The sequence below is a fragment of the Micromonospora sp. CA-269861 genome (assembly GCF_050948505.1).
Lineage (GTDB): Bacteria > Actinomycetota > Actinomycetes > Mycobacteriales > Micromonosporaceae > Micromonospora.
Window position 1 is genome coordinate 4083839 of sequence record NZ_CP192014.1, and the last position, 15682, is coordinate 4099520.

Annotated in this window: 13 protein-coding genes; 5 read left to right on the forward strand and 8 right to left on the reverse strand. The window is 71.3% G+C overall.

Annotation, left to right across the window (positions count from 1 at the left end):
- Positions 1–162: 162 nt before the first annotated feature.
- Both ACQP0U_RS18790 and ACQP0U_RS18795 read left to right on the forward strand, forming a co-directional pair.
- A complete protein-coding gene (locus ACQP0U_RS18790; RefSeq protein ID WP_433308787.1) occupies positions 163–774 on the forward strand; it encodes a hypothetical protein in 612 nt (203 codons plus the stop codon).
- On the forward strand, positions 771–3125 hold the full coding sequence (locus tag ACQP0U_RS18795) for a VWD domain-containing protein (RefSeq protein WP_433308789.1): 2355 nt from the start codon (positions 771–773) through the stop codon (positions 3123–3125). Before ACQP0U_RS18790 ends, ACQP0U_RS18795 begins: the two co-directional genes overlap by 4 nt.
- Before the next feature lie 135 nt (positions 3126–3260).
- On the opposite strand, the gene ACQP0U_RS18800 is transcribed toward ACQP0U_RS18795, so the two are convergent.
- Positions 3261–3638 carry a hypothetical protein gene (locus ACQP0U_RS18800; protein ID WP_433308791.1) on the reverse strand — a complete coding sequence of 126 codons (378 nt, stop codon included), beginning with the start codon at positions 3636–3638 and terminating at the stop codon, positions 3261–3263.
- Complete coding sequence (locus ACQP0U_RS18805; RefSeq protein ID WP_433308793.1) at positions 3635–4012, reverse strand: hypothetical protein; 378 nt, start codon at positions 4010–4012, stop codon at positions 3635–3637. The genes ACQP0U_RS18800 and ACQP0U_RS18805 overlap by 4 nt, the downstream gene beginning before the upstream one ends.
- A 148-nt stretch (positions 4013–4160) precedes the next feature.
- Here ACQP0U_RS18805 and ACQP0U_RS18810 point away from each other — a divergent pair, with 148 nt between their 5' ends.
- Positions 4161–6917, forward strand: a complete 2757-nt coding sequence (locus ACQP0U_RS18810; protein WP_433308795.1) for a BTAD domain-containing putative transcriptional regulator — start codon at positions 4161–4163, stop codon at positions 6915–6917.
- An 81-nt stretch (positions 6918–6998) separates the two neighbouring features.
- Here the strand turns inward: ACQP0U_RS18810 and ACQP0U_RS18815 are convergent, their stop codons facing one another.
- Entirely contained in the window at positions 6999–9059 is a 2061-nt protein-coding gene (locus tag ACQP0U_RS18815) for a cellulose binding domain-containing protein (protein ID WP_433308797.1), read from the reverse strand.
- A gap of 216 nt (positions 9060–9275) precedes the next feature.
- The gene (locus ACQP0U_RS18820; RefSeq protein ID WP_433308799.1) at positions 9276–9431 is read right to left on the reverse strand and encodes a hypothetical protein; all 156 of its coding nucleotides are present in this window, start codon (positions 9429–9431) and stop codon (positions 9276–9278) included.
- A gap of 148 nt (positions 9432–9579) precedes the next feature.
- Between ACQP0U_RS18820 and ACQP0U_RS18825 the strand changes: the two genes are divergently transcribed.
- Complete coding sequence (locus ACQP0U_RS18825; RefSeq protein WP_433308801.1) at positions 9580–10287, forward strand: SanA/YdcF family protein; 708 nt, start codon at positions 9580–9582, stop codon at positions 10285–10287.
- Positions 10288–10293: 6 nt separating this feature from the next.
- Here the strand turns inward: ACQP0U_RS18825 and ACQP0U_RS18830 are convergent, their stop codons facing one another.
- Positions 10294–11277 (reverse strand): LacI family DNA-binding transcriptional regulator, encoded by a 984-nt coding sequence (locus ACQP0U_RS18830; protein ID WP_425699472.1) that lies wholly within the window; start codon positions 11275–11277, stop codon positions 10294–10296.
- A gap of 403 nt (positions 11278–11680) precedes the next feature.
- On the opposite strand from ACQP0U_RS18830, the gene ACQP0U_RS18835 reads away from it, so the two are divergent.
- A complete protein-coding gene (locus ACQP0U_RS18835) occupies positions 11681–13306 on the forward strand; it encodes a glycoside hydrolase family 43 protein (protein ID WP_433308803.1) in 1626 nt (541 codons plus the stop codon).
- A 45-nt stretch (positions 13307–13351) separates the two neighbouring features.
- On the opposite strand, the gene ACQP0U_RS18840 is transcribed toward ACQP0U_RS18835, so the two are convergent.
- From ACQP0U_RS18840 to ACQP0U_RS18850, 3 genes are all read right to left on the reverse strand, one after another.
- Entirely contained in the window at positions 13352–14002 is a 651-nt protein-coding gene (locus tag ACQP0U_RS18840) for a hypothetical protein (RefSeq protein WP_433308804.1), read from the reverse strand.
- A gap of 153 nt (positions 14003–14155) precedes the next feature.
- Complete coding sequence (locus ACQP0U_RS18845; RefSeq protein WP_433308806.1) at positions 14156–14884, reverse strand: hypothetical protein; 729 nt, start codon at positions 14882–14884, stop codon at positions 14156–14158.
- Positions 14881–15480: an RNA polymerase sigma factor gene (locus ACQP0U_RS18850; RefSeq protein WP_433308808.1), complete on the reverse strand. Its 600-nt coding sequence runs from the start codon at positions 15478–15480 to the stop codon at positions 14881–14883. The genes ACQP0U_RS18845 and ACQP0U_RS18850 overlap by 4 nt, the downstream gene beginning before the upstream one ends.
- Positions 15481–15682 lie beyond the last annotated feature (202 nt).

Here is a 15682-nt window from a genome sequence, read left to right on the forward strand (position 1 = left end):
GCCCCGCAGCATAACGTCCACGATGATCGGTCAGCCGACCCTCGGGTCGGCTAGCGGACATCCACCGGGCCGGATCACGACAGCGCTCCCGCAACCTGCGGCGCAGGCTGGCCGGGATCGGCGACGACGACGGTCGGCACCCGGAGGAGAGGCTCGCTGCCCATGGGCGTACCCCGCGCAGGGACGACGGGTCGAGCGGCGCTCGCCGGCGGTCTCGCCCTGCTGCTGATGGCCACCATCGTCGGGTGCAGACGGTCGCGTCCGTCATCGGCACCGACCAGTGGCACGGCGACGGTCGGCCTGACGGTCAGCGCCGCGCAGCCGTCGTACCGGGTGGGTGAGCAGATCAGCCTGCGACTGAAGTTGGTCAACAACCGCGACGCCGAGTGCCAATTCAGTCGGGTGCCGGACGGGGCCGTGACGGTCATGTCGTTGACCCGCGACGGCACGGCGGTGGCGCCCGCCGTCGGCGGCGCCGCCTACTACCGGGACTTCACCTCGTACCTGGTTGAGAACCTGGTACGGGTGCCGCCGCGCGGGTCGGTGGAGTTGACGCTGGGCAGCGATCCGCAGAGCCCGGTCGGCTCCGCGCTGACCACCTCCGCACCGGACGGTCGGGGTGGGGCCACCGTCAGCTGGTGGCCGGTCGACCAACCGGGGGCGTACCGGCTGGTGCTGGGCTACCTGCGGGCGCCGCTGCGCGGCGTTCCGGCGGATGCCTGCGCCGCGACGGCCGAGCAGGGCACTGTCACGTTCGAGGTGAGGGGCGGATGATCGCGATGCGGCGCCGAACGCGGCTCGGTCTCGTGTTGGCGGGCGTGCTGGTGCTGCTCGCCCCGTCGGCGGCGTCCGCCGTGGTCACCGTCGAGAGCGACCTGCAAGCCGAGTACGCGGGATGCGTCGGGCAGATTCGCGGCTCCGGCAACGGCGCAGTGCTCGACGAGTTGGAACGCTCGGGCAAGAAGATCAAAGTCCGGAGACCCGTCTTCGGCTCGGAGAGCAGCACCACGACGTACGTCCCAGGTAGCGACGTGCAGATCAACTGGGTGCCGGAGAACGACGGGCGGAAGCTGGACGACGAGGGCGCCGGCTTCACCGAGGACCAGTGCGCCACCCTCATCCACGAGATGAACCATGCCCTCGACGAGGTGAACGACACCGACCGCGGCCAGTTCTGCACGCAGGGCGGCCAGCAGGCGAGCACCGTGGACCCCGCCGAGGTGCACGCGGTGTTGGCGGAGAACGCGTACCGCAAGGCCGTGGGGGTGCCGCTGCGCCCGTCGTACGGTGGAATGAAACTGCCGTCGAACGGCAAGGACTGCGACCAGCCCAAGCCCCGCCCGCCCGGTGGTGGTGGGTGTTCCATCTCGGTGATCGGCAAGGGTTACCGGTGCGCGAACAGCAACGGTGACCCGCACCTGCTGACCTACGACGGTCTGCGCTACGACTTCCAGGCCGCCGGGGAGTTCGTGCTGACCCGCTCGACGAGCGACGACTTCGAGGTCCAGGTACGACAGACGATGTTCCCGGCCAGCTCGGTGGTGGCCGTCAACTCGGCCGTCGCGGTCCGGGTGGCCGGCGACCGCGTCGGCGTGTACGTCACACCCGACGGCCCGGCGGTCCGGGTGAACGGCGCCGCGCCGGTGCCCGCGCCCGACGGGGTGAAACTGCCGCGCGGCGGCACCGTCACCACCTGGGGAGACGGCACGGTGACCGTCGAGTGGCCGGACGGCGCGCGAATGGCCGCGCAGCCGATCGGGGTCTGGGGGTTGAGCGTCAGCGTCAGCGCGCCCACCGGGCGGGCCGGCACGTTGGAGGGCCTGCTCGGCGACCACGACGGTGACCCCGCCGACGACCTGACCGTCCGCAACGGGAAGAGGGTGCCACAGCCGCCCACGTTCGAGGCCCTGTACCCCGGCTTCGCCGACAGTTGGCGCGTCGAGGCGCAACGGTCGCTGTTCGACTACGAGTCGGGGCAGAACACCGGCACGTTCACCGACCGGCGCTTCCCGGACCGACTGCTCACCGTTGACGACCTGCCCAACCGGGCCACCGCCGAACTCGTCTGCCGGCGGGCCGGCGTCACCGATCCGCAGATCCTCGCCGACTGTGTGCTCGACGTCGGCCTCACCGGACAGGTGGCGTTCGCCGAGGACGCCGCCCGCGCGCAGCGCGACGCTCCCGCCGCCGGTGATGTCAACCTGGAGGTGACCCGGGCCGGTGCCACGGCCGCGATGAAGGTGCCGGGCCGGACGGGTCAGAAGATCTTCGTGGAGGTGCCCGCCGCCACCGTGCCGGATCGCTGCGGCGTGTTGCTGTTGCTCGACCCGCAGGGCCGTCAGCTGGCGACCGGCTGTGTCATCTCCGGTCTCGGCTTCATCGACACGACCACGTTGACCGCCACCGGCGACCATCAGGTGGTGCTCGACCCGTGGGCTGCCGACCTCGGCCGGGCGACCGTGCGCGTCGTCGCGGTGACCGACGAGGAGAAGACGCTCACCGTGGACGGGCCAGCGGTCCGCGCGACACTCGCCCAACCGGGGGCGGTCAGCCGCCTGGCCTTCGACGGGCGCGCCGGTCAGAAGGTCTTCCTCCAGGTCACCGACGCCACCCTGCCGGACCGGTGCAACCTCCTGCGCCTGCACGACCCCGCCGGCGAACAGGTGGCCAGCGGCTGCGTGATCGGCGGCCAGGGGCACGTCGACGGGATCGTCCTGCCGGCCAGCGGCCGGTACGTGCTGGAGGTCGACGGAGTCTCCACCGACACCGGCTCGGCGGACGTACGGCTACGCGACGCCAGCGACGAGCAGCGGGACACCGTCGCGGACGGGCGGGCGAACACACTGTCGGTCACCCGGCCCGGTGCGGTGAGCCGGCTGCGGTTCCCGGCCGACAGCGGTAAGCGCCTCACCGTCGAGGTGAGCGCCGCCAGTCTTCCCGACCGGTGCGCGATCCTGACCGTCACCGGCCCGGACGGCGACGTGATCGGCAGTGGCTGCGTCATCGGCGGCACCGGACGGTTCGAGATGGGTCCACTGACCAAGGGCGGCACGTACGCTCTCGTGCTCGACCCCTGGGCGGACGAGACCGGATCGGCGACGGTCACCGTCCGCCAGGCCGGTTGAGTGTGCCGCCACTGTCGATGCACGTACCCCACCGACCCGTCGCCGACCGAGTGGTTCGGTCGGCGACGGGTCGGTGAGCGTCCTTCGCGCGGGGCAGTGACCTGTCGCTGTGGTCGGTGCCCAGGTCACCCGGCGCTAGGCGACCCCGCTCCGCCACCGGTCACAGGTGTCGGTGGCCCAGGCGGGCTGGTCCACGCAGGAGCGGAAGCGGACGGTGCGCCCCTCGCCGAAGTCGTGGTCCCACTGCGAGCAGTCGCCGCTGCTGCCCGGGTTGTAGTGCGACCCGGTCTGCAGGGAGCCGTCGATGCGGACGTACTCGAACGCGACGTACGAGATGAGCCCGTCCGAGGACGTGTCGCAGTTCTCGAACTTGTCTCCGTAGCTGATGAACCGCGACGACGAGCCGGTCACCGAGGACGACGCGTCGGTCCCGGCGTACGCGCTGGTTCCGGTCGCGAGGATCGTCGCCGTCGCGGCGGCGGCTACCACGCCGAGTTTCCCGACCCTGTTCATGCGACACCCACCGCCCAGTTGCTGCAGGGGTCCGGGATGATTCCCGGCATGTCGAGGCAGGCACGGAAGGTGACGCTGCGGCCCTCGCCGAAGTCGTGGTCGTACGAGGCGCAGGTCCCGCTTCCGAGGCCGTTGTACTCGAGGTCGTGCTGGAGACTCCCGTCCTTGCGGATGTACTTGTACTCGTTGTAGACGTTCAACCCGTCGGTCTCGGTGTCGCAGACCGAGAATGAGTCGCCGTAACTGGTGAACGTCACCTTCGCGCCGGACATCGTGGCCACCCGATCGGTGCCGGCCTGGGCGATGCCGCCCGTGCCCACCAGGACCGCCGCGGTCGTCGCGGTGACGACGAGCGGTCGTTTCAGCCATCCCATGTCGGTTCTCCTCAATCTCGTTGCCAGCCCGTCCTGGGCTGTCCCGAACGACTATCGGCGCCGGGTCTGGGGGCGGTCTGGGACGGATCTGGTATCCGCTGGCCGAAGCGGGGTAAGGCATAGACGGCGCCTCGGTGAGGAGATGCGGGTGGCGGTGCGGTTCGGCTTGCTCGGGGACGTCGTGGCAACAGTCGACGACCGCCCGGTCGCCCTCGGGCATGCCCGACAGCAGTGCGTCCTGGCCGCACTGCTCGTCGACGTCAACCGGACGGTCTCGGTGGACCAGCTCATCGACCGGGTCTGGGGTGAGAGACCACCGCAACGCGCCCGCGACACCCTCTACGGCTACCTGTACCGCCTGCGCCGCAGTCTGGCTGACGTACCCGACGTGTCGATCACTCGCCGGTCCGGTGGCTACCTCATGGCCACCGACGAGATGGCGGTGGACCTGCACCGTTTCCGCCAACTGCGCGACGAGGCCCGCGCCGAGCGGTCCGAGGACGACCGCCTCGCCCTGTTCGACAAGGCCCTCGGGCTCTGGCGCGGCGACCCGTTCTCCGGGCTGGACGCGTTCTGGCTTGACACCGTGCGGACGGATCTCGAGCAGGAGAAGCTGACAGCCGAACTCGAACGCGTCGATGCGGCGCTGCGCGTCGGCCACCACGACGAAGTTCTGGCGGACCTGTCGCGCCTCGTGTCGGGGCAGCCGTTGAACGAGCGCCTGGCCGGCCAGATGATGCTGGCGCTCTCCGGCGCCGGCCGCTCGGCCGAGGCGATGGAGCACTACAGGCGTTTTCGGGACCTGCTGGTCGAGGAGATCGGCGTCGAGCCGAGCCCGCACCTCCAGCAGCTGCACCGGGAGATCCTGACGCCGGACCTCGCGGCGGGCCCGGCTGAGAACGGGTCACCCGTCCCCCGTCAACTGCCGATGCCGTCCGGGTCGTTCACCGGGCGATCCGACGAGCTGGCGCAGCTCGACGCGGCCCTGCGGACGTACGGGGACACCACAGGTGCCGCCGTGGCCGTGAGCGGCACCGGCGGGATCGGCAAGACCTGGCTCGCGCTGCACTGGGCGGCCACCCACCTCGACCGGTACCCGGATGGACAGCTCTTCCTCAACCTCAGCGGCTTTCACCCCACCGAGCCGCCGATGACCCCGGCTGGCGCGGTACGCGCCATTCTGGACGCCCTCGACGTCGCCCCGAACGCTGTGCCCGCAGATCTCGACTCCCAGATCGGCCTGTATCGGAGCCTGGTGGCCGAGCGACGGATGCTGATCGTGCTCGACGACGCCCGGGACCCCGATCAGGTCCGCCCGCTGCTGCCCGGCTCGGCCAGCTGCGCGGTCCTGGTGACCAGCAGGAATCAGATGTCGGGCCTGGTGGCGACCGAAGGGCTCCGTCCGCTGCCGCTCGGCTTCCTGAGCCGGGACGAGGCCCTTCACCTCCTCGCCGGCCGGCTCGGCTGGGATCGGCTGTCGACGGAGGCTGACGCGGCGGGCAGCATCGTCGCGGCCTGCGCCGGCCTTCCCCTCGCCCTGTCGATCGTGGCGGCCCGGGCCGCCACGAATCCGGCCCTGTCGCTCCAGGACCTGGCGACCGAACTCGCGGATCAACATGGGCTGGACGCCCTCACCGACCGCGACGCCGTTGCCGACGTACGGTCGGTCATCGCCGCGTCCTATCGGGCGCTCAGCGCGCCGGCGGCCACGCTCTTCCGGCTGCTCGCGCTGTACGCCGGCCCGGACGTCAGCCTGCCGGCGGTGGCCAGCCTCGTCGGGCTCCCCGTCCAGCAGGTACGTGGACCGCTCGACGAGTTGCTCGGGGCCCACCTGGTGGACCTGACCGGTCCGGATCGTTACGCGTGCCACGACCTGCTGCGCGCGTACGCCGGCGAGCTGCTGGACGACGGCGACCGGGCATCCGCGATGCGCCGGCTGCACGACCACTGGCTGCGCGGGGCTCACGCTGCCGCCCTGACGATCGAGCCGCATCGGGACCGCATCGATCTGCCGCCGCTGGCCGCCGGCACCACCGTCGCGTCGTTCACCGACAGCGAGCAGGCACAGCAGTGGCTCGACGCCGAGCGGCTCGTCCTCCTCGCCGCGATCGACCAGGCGGCCGAATCCGGCATGGACGGACACGCCTGGCGGCTGGCCTGGGCCGTCGCCACCTACCTGAGCAGACTGTCCCGATGGACCGATCTGGCATCGGCCCAGGGCACCGCCGTGACCGCGGCGCAGCGGGCCGGTGACGTCGTCGGGGAGGCACACGGCCACCGCGATCTCGGCCTGGCTCTGCACCAGCTCGGCGAGCTGGCCAACGCGCTGAGCCACCTCCGGCGCGCCGGCGACCTGTTCGGGCGTCTTGGCGACCCTGCCGGCGAGGCGTACGTCGCGCTCTACCTGGGCTGGGTGCACGAGGGGCAGGGTCAGCACCGGGAGGCGTTGGAGTGCGACGAGCGGGCTCTCGCTCTCTTCGGCGAGGTCGGCCACCTGGTCGGGCGGGCGAAGGCGCTCAACGCCATCGGCTGGGACCACGCCCGGCTTGGCGACCATCACCGGGCCGCCGACCACTGCCGGCGGGCCCTCGCTCTGCACGAGGAGGTCGGCAACCTGACCGGGGCGGCCAAGACCTGGGACAGCCTCGGCTACGTCCACCACCAGCGGGGTGACTCCGACGAGGCCAGCGCCTGCTATCGGAGGGCGCTGGTTCTCTACGAGCAGTCGGATGACCGGTGGGGCGTGGCCGAGACGTTGACCCGTCTGGGCGACGTCCTGCACGACGCGGGTGACGTCGAGACGGCCCGGAACAGCTGGCTGCGGGCGTTGCGCCAGCTCAACGAGGACAATCCGGTGGAGATCGCGGAGCTACGCCGCCGACTCGGCCGTGTCGGCACGCCGTGACGCCGCCTGCCGCAGGTTGGATGCGGCAGGCGGTGGTCCGGCCGACCAGACGAGCGGGTCAGCCGGACCACCTCTGTGGTGTCAGCCGGTGCTACAGACGGTGCCGTTGAGCGTGAACGCCGTGGGGAGCACGTTCGGCCCGCTGTACGCGCCGACGAACCCGGCGCTGACCGTGCCACCGGCGGCGATCTGCCGGTTGTCGGTGGTGGGCGTGACCCGCACGGCGGTGCCGACCTGCTCCCAGGTGGCGCTCCAGCCGCTGCTCACCTGCTGCCAGCCGGTGGGCCAGGTCCAGGTGAGCGTCCAACCGTTGATCGGGCCGGCCCCGTTGTTGATGATGTCAACGCCGCCGATGTAGCCGTTGCCCCAGTCGTTGCTCGTGGTGAAGCGGACGGTGCACCTGCTGGCGGTGGGGCTGCCAGTGGCGAAGGTGAGCGGCGGCGAGGCCCAGGAGACCCGTCCGGCGGTGTCGCGAGCCAGCACGTTGACCGTGTACCTGCTGCCCGGCACGAGGTTGCCGACCGTGAACGAGGTGGACGCCGTCTCGCCGAGCTGCTCGCTGACCGCGCCGTTCTGCCGGTGCACCTCGTACTTGGCGATCGGGCTTGCGCCCGGGGCCGCCGCCGGCCAGGTGATCGTCGCGGCGCGGTCGGTGACGCCGCTCGCGGTCGGCTGGCCAGGTGCCGCCGGCCGTCCGACGGTCGCGCCGGCCGGGCGCAGCACGAGCGTGGTCAACGAGTACGCCGGCAGCGTCCGGCTGGTCGCCGAGCCGGACTGGCTGGTAGCGATGCCGGTGGCGCCGTTGGTGAGGGTGGACACCGTCGGCGCGACGGCCGACGGGGTGAACCCGGCGTAGTCGATGGCGACCTGGTGGTCGTTGTCCGGGTCCTTGTTCACCAGCAACACCGCGAGGTCACCGTTGCCCCGGCGAACGGCGTGTGCGGTGACCAGGGGCTCGTCGGTGCCGGCGCGAACGAACTGGTCGCCGGCCTTCGCGAAGAGCTTCATCATGCTCAACCCGTGGTACGGCGCGAACGGTGTGTTCAGCGGTGGTTGGCAGACCGAGCCGTCCTCGGTGCAGGCCCCGCTGGAGAGCATCCCGAAGTCGCCGTAGTCGGTCTGGCCGGCCACCTGCGTCACGGCCCCCATGCCGTTGTGCACGTTCCACCAGTGCGCGGTGAAGACGCCGTTCTCCAGCAGCCCGCTGTAGACGTCGGCCAGGAAGAGCGCGGCCGGCTGGGTGTTCCGGCCGGCGTCGACGTTCAGTTCGGTGAAGCTGATGCCGATGCGGTCGGCGTCCGCGCCCGCGTACCTGGTGAGTTGCTGCCGCAGCAGATAGGTGGCGTCGGGGAGGTGGTTGACGCGGGCCAGCGACTCGGCGGCGGTGCCGCCCGGGTACCAGTGCACGTCCACGAAGTCGATCTTCGGACCGGCGATGGAGAGCACCGTCTGGTTCCACGGGCCCGGGTCGCTGCCGGCGGTGATCCCGTCCGGCCAGTTACCCGGCATGGTCAGCACCGCCCCGACCTTGATGCTCGGGTCGACCGCCTTCATCGCGTCGGAGTACTCGACGACGAGCCTCGCGTACTGTGTCGCGCTCTTGTCGGGGTGGTCGTCCGCCTCCCACGCGGACCCGTAGTGGCCGTTGCCGTAGTTCTCGTTGCCGACGGTCCAGTAGCGCGCGTCGTAGCCCTTCGTCACGTTGGCGTACCGCACCCAGTCGGCGGCTTCGGCGGGTGTGCCGGTGCCGTAGTTCGCGATGATCATCGGTTGGGTGCCGGCGCGCCGGACTCCCGTCATGAAGGTGTCGAAGTCGGTGCCCGGCGCGACGTAGCCGCCGGGCGCGGTGTGGTCCTTCCAGTGGTAGATGTCGGCGTACGAGCCGCCGGGGTAGCGCATCATCTGCACTCCGGCGTCCCTGAGCAGGCCCGACGTCTCGGCGGTGCCGAGGTTCGAGTCCCAGATGGCGTGGTTGACGCCGAGCGCGGTGTCCGGCACTGTCGCCAGGCCCGCACGGGTGTTGACGGTCACGGTGACCGGGTCGGCCGCCGCGCTGGCGGTTGTGGGGCTGACGCTCGCGAGCGTGCTCCCGGCGAGCAGCACGCCCGTCAGGAGTGCCGCGCGGGTCTTCGGTGTACGCATGGGCGGGGTTCCTTCGCGCAGATGAGCCGCCCCACCGGTCAGGGTGCGACGCGGTGACGGGCGACCTCGTGGACGACTGACTCTCGTCGCTTGTGACACCGTCCGCCGGGGATCACAAATGGATCCCGGCTGCCCAGTGGACGGGCGTCAGCCCCGCGCGCGGCTCTTCATCGACGTACCACAATGGCATTGTCGGCTCGAAGATCTCAAGGTGCGTCAGGCGTCGTCTTCGCCGCGATCGCCGCGGTGTGACCGACGCCCACGGACACTGACCGCGGCCAGCAGAGTGATGACCGCGGCGGCCAACTGCAACACGCCGACGAGCAGATCGACCGTGCCGGAGATGGCGGTAGCGTCTGGCAGATGGCTCATGAGACGGCCTCCGGGTTCGTGCCCACCGTCCGCTTCCTGCGGAAGGCCCTCCCCCGGGCCCAGCGGTAACCGCTTGAGCGCCACAGCCATTGTGGCACTCGCTCTCCACCGGCGGAAGGCGTGATCGCGGGGCGAATAGTCTTGCGGCATGCGGGGACGATTCGGTGCGGCCAGACGGTGGTACGGGGAGCGTCGGCGGCTTGTCCGCCGCACGGTCCTCGCGCTCGCGGTGGGGGCGGTGGCGCTGACCGGAGGCACGGTGGCCAGCGTGACGTGGATCCGCGACACCGCCGAGGGCCACCTCTACGGCGAGGGCGAGGTGCCGGACGCGCCGGTCGCGCTGGTCCTGGGCACCAAGGTGGACGTGGACGGCACCCCCTCCCCCGTCCTCGCGGCTCGGTTGGAGATCGCGCGGCGACTGTTCGACGCCGGCAAGGTTCGGGCGATCCTCGTGTCGGGCGACAACATGCACGCCGACTACAATGAGCCCGCCGCGATGCGGAGCTGGCTGGTGGAGCGTGGTGTGCCAGCGCACAAGGTGGTGCCGGACTACGCGGGCTTCGACACGTACGACTCGTGTGCGCGGGCCGAGCGGATCTTCGGAGTGCGGCGGGCCACGGTGGTGACCCAGTCCTTCCATCTCCCGCGCGCCGTGGCGCTGTGCCGGCGCCTCGGCATCGACGCCAACGGCGTGGGCGACGACAGCGCGAAGCGGTACGCCCAGACGTGGTGGTTCAGCTCGTCCCGGGAGAACGGCGCCTGCCTGAAGGCCGCACTCGATCTGCTCTCCGGTCGCGATCCGGCGCACCTCGGCCGCCGGGAGACGGGCGTCGACGACGCACTGCGCGTCGGCTGAGCACTGTCACGACCGTGGTGGTGCGGCGCTGTCCCGGACGATGAGCTCGGTGGCGAGCTCGACCCGAGGGCTCTCGGTCCTCTCGCCGCCGGCGAGGCGCAGCACGGTACGTGCGGCCAGCATGCCCATCTCGGCCAGGGGCTGACGGACGGTGGTCAGCGGCGGCGAGCACCACCGCACCTCCGGCAGGTCGTCGAAGCCGACCACGCTGACGTCGTCGGGAACCCGCAGGCCCCGTTTGCGGACCGCCTCGTAGACACCGAGGGCCATCTGATCGCTGGAGGCGCAGATGGCGGTGGGCGGGTCGGGCAGGGCCAGCAGCTGCGTACCAGCGGTGAAGCCGGCCTCGTGATAGAAGTTGCCGGGGCGGATCAGGGCGTCGTCGATGGGGATGCCGGCGGCGCCGAGGGCGGCGCGGTAGCCGTCCATCCGGGCCCGGCTGCACATCAGATGCGGCGGGCCGGCGATGAAGCCGATGCGGCGGTGGCCGAGGCTGATCAGGTACTGGTTGGCGCTGAGGCTGCCCGCCCAGTTGGTGGCGCCGATGGTGGGTGACTCCTGCGGGTCGACCCCGGCCGGGTCGATGATGACGACCGGCAGGTGAAGCCGGCGCAGTTCGGCCTGCAACGGTGGGTTCACCATCGAGGTCACGAAGATGATTCCCTCGGTGGAGCGCGTACGCATGTTGTCGAGCCACTGCTTGGCCGAGGAGATGCGCCAGTGGATGGCCGACACGACGGTCCCGACGCCGCTGGTCTGGCCGACGTCCTCCACCCCACGGATGATCTCCACAGCCCACGGGCTGTCCAGGTCGTTGAAGACGAGGTCGATGAGGGCGGCGTCGGTGCGCCGGGTCGGTGATCGGCGGCGGTAACCGTGCCGGTTGAGTAGCGCCTCGACGCGTTCCCGGGTGTCCGGGGCGACGTCGGAGCGGCCGTTGATGACCCGGGAGACGGTGGGCACGGAGACACCGGCCAACCGCGCGATCATGGCGATGGTGACGTTTCGGCCGTTCTCCGTGCCCACGGTCCCCCCTGCGTCCTGCTGGAAACTTCAGGTCTGCTCGCGGTGGTGCGCTGTCATCCCTTGACGCTGCCGGTCAGGCCGCCGATGAGCCGCCGTTCGGCCCGCTGCGTAGTCATGATCCATCCATTCGGGGACTCGGGGGATGCTCGGACGCCGACTCGGCGGCGAGGTGGGGATCTATGGATCTCCGAAACTTTCAATGTTTCGCCGGTAATACCGATCGATGGCCGGCACGCTACGAGCTGTCGTCCCAGGGGTCAAGGCCTCTGTCCTATTGCGAAAAGACCGGCTAGCGTAGGCAGGACTTCCAGTGATCCGGGACCGCGATTTTCCGGAAGTTCGAGACAGCCCGTCCAGAGGAGCCCTCGTGTCGACCGACATCGCTAACGTGGCGACCGCTACCCGGTCGATCCGCAATCCCGTCCTCGCCGGGTTCCACCCGGACCCGTCGATCCTGCGCGTCGGCGACGACTACTACCTGGCCACCTCGACCTTCGAGTGGTATCCAGGCGTGCTCGTCCACCACTCGCGCGATCTCGTGAACTGGCGCAGCCTGGGTGGGATCATCACCGACCGGCGCCTGCTCGATCTGCGCGGATGCGGCGACTCCAACGGGGTATGGGCACCCGACCTGACCTACCACGACGGTCAGTTCCACCTCGTCTACAGCGACGTGGCCAGCTTCGCCAGCGGTTACTGGGATCCCCAGAACTTCCTGGTCACCGCCGAGGACATCACCGGCCCCTGGTCCGACCCGGTGAAGCTGCACGGACGTGGGTTCGACGCGGCGCTGTTCCACGACGACGACGGCACCACGTGGCTGCTGGGCATGAGCGCGGACTGGCGACCCGGCCGCGACCGCTTCGGCGGCATCGAGATCCAGCAGTACGACCGGGCCGCGCGCCGTCTGGTCGGCAGCCCCCGCATCCTGTTCACCGGCTCCCCGGCCGGGGTCACCGAGGGTCCGCACCTGTACCGCCACGACGGTTGGTACTGGCTGATCACCGCCGAGGGCGGCACCAGCTGGGAGCACCAGGTCACCGTGGCGCGCTCCCGGGAGCTGTTCGGGCCGTACGAGGTGCACCCGGACGGGCCGCTGCTCACCTCGTTCGGGCGGCCCGACCTGCGGTTGCAGAAGGCCGGTCACGGCAGCCTGGTCCGCACACAGAACGACGAGTGGTACCTGGCCCACCTGGTTGGCCGCCCGTACTCGCCGCTGGGCAACTGCGTGCTGGGTCGGGAGACCGCGATCCAGCGGGTCGAGTGGCCGTCGGGCGGCTGGCCGCGGGTCGCCGGAGGGGTGCCCGCGGACGAGGTCGTCGCACCCGACCTGCCCGCGCACCCGTGGCCGGCGGAGCCCGAGACGGACCACTTCGACGCCCCCGAGCTGGGCAGGTGCTGGTCGACGCTGCGCCGGCCGGCCACCCCGGACTGGGTCGACCTGCGCAGCCGCCCGTCGTACCTGCGGGTCCACGGCGGACAGTCGCCGGTCGGTCGACAGGCACCCAGCCTGGTCGGCCGGCGCGTCGGCGCGATGGAGTGCTCGCTGGAGACCGTTGTGGAGTTCGAACCGGCCGACCACCGTCAGCTCGCCGGGATCACCGCCTACTACAACACCCTCAACTGGCACCACCTCTACCTGACCCGGGCCGACGACGGGCGGACGGTGCTGGAGCTGCTCAGCGCCGACAACGGGCGGCGCACCGCGTACCCCGATCTGACCGTCGATGTCGGCGGCGTCACCCGGGTCGGCCTGCGTGCCGTGTTCGACGGGCCGGCGGTGCGCTTCGACTACGACCTCGGGGCCGGCTGGCAGCCGCTACCTGTCGAGCTGGACGCGACCATCCTGTCCGACGAGCACGCCGCGCTGATCATCGACGGTGAGCCGGCGGCGTGGGGCTTCACCGGGGCCTTCCTCGGCCTGTGGGTGCAGGACCTGGGCGGCGACGGCGTGCACGCCGACTTCGACCTGGCCACCTACCGGGAGCAGTGACCACGCGGACGGCACTCGGCGGGTGCCGTCCGCGTTCCACTCGTCCTACCTGATCTGGGCGGCGACGGCGCGCAGCTGGCCGAGGGTGGTGCGGAAACCGTGACCGGACGCGGCCGGGTCCTCGGCGTTCAGGCCGCTGACGGCCATGGTCTGCGAGCGGGTCGTGGCGACCGCCTCCGCGCCGGCTCCGCTCAGGTCGAACACACCGAAGTCGCCGCTGAGCGTGCGGAACGTCGGCACCGCCGGGTCCTGGGCGAGATAGAGCACCACGACCTGGCCCGCCTTGAGCTTCGACATGTGCGCCGTTTCCGGCACACCGGCGGGCAGCGAGGTCAACGTGATCCGGGCACCGGCCCGCACTGTCGATCCGGCCGTCGCGCGCAGCACCTCGTCGACCCGGAATCCGGCGGCCTCGACCTCACCGCGTACGACCAGGTCCGCGGTTTCGCTGAGCTGCCGCACGGTGCCGTACCCGCGCAGCTTGCCCTTGATCGGCGGGGGCGCGACGTCGGTCGGCGTGGCGGCGCTGCTCGGGGCCGTGCTGCTCGGGGCCGCGCTGCCAGCGGCCGCGCTGCTCGGCGTGGGCGCGGCGGCCGGGTCGGCGCCGCCGCTGCCGCAGGCGGACAACGCCGCCGCGGCGAGCGCGGCGGCGGCCGTGGCACACAGAGTCCGGGTACGGCGACGGTCGACTGCCATGGAACGCTCCTCGCGTCTCGGTGCCGTCCCGGGTCGTCTCGCCCGGAACGCGGCACTGCTTACGCCTTCTATCTGTGCGTCCCGGGCACCGAGTTCCATTTTTTTTTCGGGCTCACCTTCTCCGGAGTTCAGCGCCGCTGGCGCCGCTCCGGCTCAACGCCGCTCGCGGGCGAGCTGACGAAGCTCGGGCAGCGTGGTGACGAACGCGCGGCCCGCCCCGGTGGCGTCCTCGGCACGCAGGCCGGTCACCGACATCGCCGGCGAGCGGCTGGTGGCTGTCTCCCCGGTGAGGTCGAAGATCCCGAATTCGCCGCCGAGCGGGCGGTAGACGCGCGCACCCGGGTCAGCGAGGCTCAGGTAGAGGACGGTCGGCCGGCCGGCCGTCCCGGCTAGCTCCGCCGCCACCCTGATCTCGGTGGGCACCGGAGCGTCCGGGGCGCGGTAGAGCACCTCCGCCACCCGGTAGGTCGCCCGTCCGTCCGTCACCGACGCCACCTCGCCGCGGACCACCAGGTCAGCCGTGTCGGTGAGTTGACGCACCGTGCCGTACCCACGATTCTTGGCGGCCGTGCCCAGCGGTGCCGGCCGAGCGGCCGAGCGGCTCGCCTCGGGTGACGGGAGCGCGGCCGGCGGCGCGTCGCCGGGTCGGACCGCGAGCCCTCCGCCGATCCCCACCGCGACCACGACCGCCGCGACCAGGACCACCACGGCCGCCGCGAGCGCGGGCCGCAGCGGCACGAAAGCCCTTCTTCGGGTACGCGGCTGCTGGGCGATCGCCGCCAGCAGGCGGGTGCGGTGCAGCTCGTGCCGGCCCGTCGGCAGCTCGTGATCACCGGGGTGGGGGGCGATCTGCGCCCACTCGGCCGGATCCGGCGCGCTCACTGACCGCCCTCCCGTACGAGCGAGGCGTCCACGACCGGCGGCCGCGCGGCGCGCGGCGGGGCGTCGACGAGGGTACGGAGCCGGGCGCGGGCACGCGACAGCCGGGACCGGACCGTGCCGACCGGAACACCCAGCGCCTGCGCCGCGGACTCGTAGTCGAGGCCCTCCCACAGGCACAGGGTGAGCACCTCGCGTTCGGGCCGGCGCAACCGGGCCAGCGCGTCGATGGCGGCGGCGATACGTCGGCTGTCGTCGAGCCGACCGGCGACCTCGTCGGCGTGGTCGGGCAGGATGAGGTCGGAGGCGAGCAGCGCTGCGGCCACCCGGCGGTAGCGGCGGTTGCTGCGAGTGTGGTTGCGGGCCTCGTTGGTGGCGATGCCGAGCAACCAGGGACGCAGCGACCCACCCTCCTCGGTGACCCGCTCCCGGGAACGCCAGGCTTGCAGGTAGGTGGCGGCCATGACGTCCTCCGCCGTGGCCCAGTCGGCGGTGAGCCGGAACGCGTGGTTGTACACCGAGCGCGCGTACGTGTCGAACAGCTCGGCGAACGCGCCGGGATCACCGGCTCGCACCCGAGCGCGCAGACTCGACTCCATGACCATCTTCTGTCCGTCGGACGGGTACTGGTTCCGATGGACCGGCCCGTAGATCAGTGACGGCCCGACGATAGCCACCGGTAGGTACGTCCCGCCAACGACGGGGTGAACAGGCGCCGTCACGCCTCGCGGTCGTCGATTGACGGGGAATCGACGTACTGGTATCTGTTAATACAGTTTCCTGATGCTCGCGGTGCCCGCC

Bases quoted from the DNA above. Each gene is read 5' to 3' on its own strand.
- ACQP0U_RS18790 (WP_433308787.1), top strand. From the start codon at position 163: ATGGGCGTACCCCGCGCAGGGACGACGGGTCGAGCGGCGCTCGCCGGC.
- ACQP0U_RS18795 (WP_433308789.1), top strand. From the start codon at position 771: ATGATCGCGATGCGGCGCCGAACGCGGCTCGGTCTCGTGTTGGCGGGC.
- ACQP0U_RS18800 (WP_433308791.1), bottom strand. From the start codon at position 3,638: ATGAACAGGGTCGGGAAACTCGGCGTGGTAGCCGCCGCCGCGACGGCG.
- ACQP0U_RS18805 (WP_433308793.1), bottom strand. From the start codon at position 4,012: ATGGGATGGCTGAAACGACCGCTCGTCGTCACCGCGACGACCGCGGCG.
- ACQP0U_RS18815 (WP_433308797.1), bottom strand. From the start codon at position 9,059: ATGCGTACACCGAAGACCCGCGCGGCACTCCTGACGGGCGTGCTGCTC.
- ACQP0U_RS18820 (WP_433308799.1), bottom strand. From the start codon at position 9,431: ATGAGCCATCTGCCAGACGCTACCGCCATCTCCGGCACGGTCGATCTG.
- ACQP0U_RS18825 (WP_433308801.1), top strand. From the start codon at position 9,580: ATGCGGGGACGATTCGGTGCGGCCAGACGGTGGTACGGGGAGCGTCGG.
- ACQP0U_RS18830 (WP_425699472.1), bottom strand. From the start codon at position 11,277: ATGATCGCGCGGTTGGCCGGTGTCTCCGTGCCCACCGTCTCCCGGGTC.
- ACQP0U_RS18840 (WP_433308804.1), bottom strand. From the start codon at position 14,002: ATGGCAGTCGACCGTCGCCGTACCCGGACTCTGTGTGCCACGGCCGCC.
- ACQP0U_RS18850 (WP_433308808.1), bottom strand. From the start codon at position 15,480: ATGGAGTCGAGTCTGCGCGCTCGGGTGCGAGCCGGTGATCCCGGCGCG.